We start from the raw sequence: 1807 nt of genomic DNA on the forward strand, positions 1-1807 counted from the left end.
CGAAGTCTATATCGAAACCGAGGAACGAACCGTCATCTCATTCCTCGCGAAGCCATTCACAGACCAGATCACCAGGGCGTTTAGAGAAGAGTGACCCTGGGCTTCGCCTGCCCTTGCGTGGCTTGATCCTGAGCTACAATTCGAACTTGCGCTAGATGCGGTGCACGCGCTTGTGGTTTCAGCGATGTCCCCGGACATTGCACAAATAAAGAAATCACAGGCCGAAGCAGGTCTTCTTCGACCGCGTCAGGCCGCCGATGAGGAGATCGGCGATCTGCTCGTTCTCGTCGTTCAGCTTGGTGCTGTAACGATAGCAGGTCTCACTGACATCGAAGGAACGGCAGGCAAGCGCAAAGCTAACCCCCGTGCAACGCCACGGCTTGCGCAGCCATCGCCTCGGCTTGCCCAGCCATCCCTTGGCCGACAGGCAAATGCTCGCATTTGCCGTAAGGCTCCCGACGGTAGGATCGCCGCGCCATTGTCTCCCACGAGCTTCCCTCAGAAGCTCGCCCTGCATGCGAATCCCGGCATACCTCTTCCTCAGCCGATGGTTCTCATCCTCCAGAGCCTTCCTCTGGCTGATCATCGACGCGCCCATGCCGCCTTATTTGGATCGCGACTTGTATGAGGTCACTGTGCTCATCCCCTGCTTCCGGCTTAGCCAGTGCACAGGGACCCGATGTTTTCTCGGCTGAGTACATCTATGCTTTTGGACTCTGTGGATCAGCTCAACTCGCTCAAGAACTCTTAGATGACAAAGCCGGAGAAGAACCGGCGAGGGAGGAAGCGGGCATGCGGGCAGCCAGCCGCATGCAAAAATACTCGTTCTCCACCGTACCTTCCAGCGCCTGGATGACCGGTTTCAAGATATGGGTCGTTGGTCGACCATCTCTCGCCAAGGCAATGGAATCTCCATCGACAATGACCGCCACTTTATCCTGCGTGCCGGCGAGCGACAGGCGACTGCCCTCGTCTCCGCCAAGCAAAGGCCGGGTCCGCAGCCTGCTGAGAATTTCATCAAGACGTTGCGAAGTGAGAATTTCGGCTTGGGACTGGCCGGCACATTCCGGCGCCATGCCGGTAGGATAGAGTGACAAGGCACCTGCGCATTCGCCCCCGATAACTTCCAGTAGTCCGAAGGCATTGCCTGCCGAAAGGCCGAGCGCCCCATCTAGGCGTTGCCGCGCGCCTTCGTCCGGCAAGAGGCCGGAGAAAACCGGGCGCACCACCGGATCACCAAAGGGTTCTTCTTGCAGGGGCATCGAAAACGAGATCGCACACGATCGTTGGTCCAGAAGATAGGCGCGCGTTATAGGCAAAAGTCAGCAGGCCGTCGTCAAGCCGGCAGAGTAGGCCCGCCTTGGTGTCGCGAAAATAGACGTCCAATACGCGGGTCATGATCGCGAACTCTGACGACGCCCGACCGAAACAATAAGGCTCAAACCAGCCAGGACTTGCATGGCACGGCCAATCTGGCAGCTTTCTTTGCCGGCCTCGAGTTCACGCAAAAAACGCACGCCCACACCAATCACCCCTGCGAGTTGCTCCTGGGTTAAACCTTGCTGCCTACGCTCCTGGCGGATCAGCATGCCGAGGCTTTTCGTATCTTTGATCTTTTCCATAATCACCCCTATCGAGATGATTTTAGGATTATTGGCGCGAACGGACCAAAATAGACCTGCTCAGGATGAAACTACAGCGCAAGATTTACCTGTTGATTATGGGATGGCCCGCCCTTCCGAGGACATCGAGTATGATGTCCTTCTCTTGAAGGGAAAGGAGCCGAGCCATGCATATTTCCATTTTG

2 protein-coding genes and 1 pseudogene are annotated in these 1807 nt (G+C 56.7%); all 3 read right to left on the reverse strand.

From position 1 onward, the window contains the following. Positions 1 to 154: 154 nt before the first annotated feature. A pseudogene (locus BW978_RS23095) lies at positions 155 to 676 on the reverse strand (hypothetical protein); the annotation flags it as partial. 61 nt (positions 677 to 737) lie between these two features. Then, on the reverse strand, positions 738 to 1319 hold the full coding sequence (locus BW978_RS23100) for a HipA N-terminal domain-containing protein (RefSeq protein ID WP_244552042.1): 582 nt from the start codon (positions 1317 to 1319) through the stop codon (positions 738 to 740). A gap of 75 nt (positions 1320 to 1394) precedes the next feature. Next, positions 1395 to 1622 (reverse strand): helix-turn-helix domain-containing protein, encoded by a 228-nt coding sequence (locus BW978_RS23105; RefSeq protein WP_076398637.1) that lies wholly within the window; start codon positions 1620 to 1622, stop codon positions 1395 to 1397. Positions 1623 to 1807: the final 185 nt, after the last annotated feature.

Source organism: Rhizobium sp. RU33A, from assembly GCF_900156055.1.
Classification (GTDB): domain Bacteria; phylum Pseudomonadota; class Alphaproteobacteria; order Rhizobiales; family Rhizobiaceae; genus Allorhizobium.

Coding starts and splice junctions, on each gene's coding strand:
- BW978_RS23105 (WP_076398637.1), bottom strand. CDS start 1,622: ATGGAAAAGATCAAAGATACGAAAAGCCTCGGCATGCTGATCCGCCAG.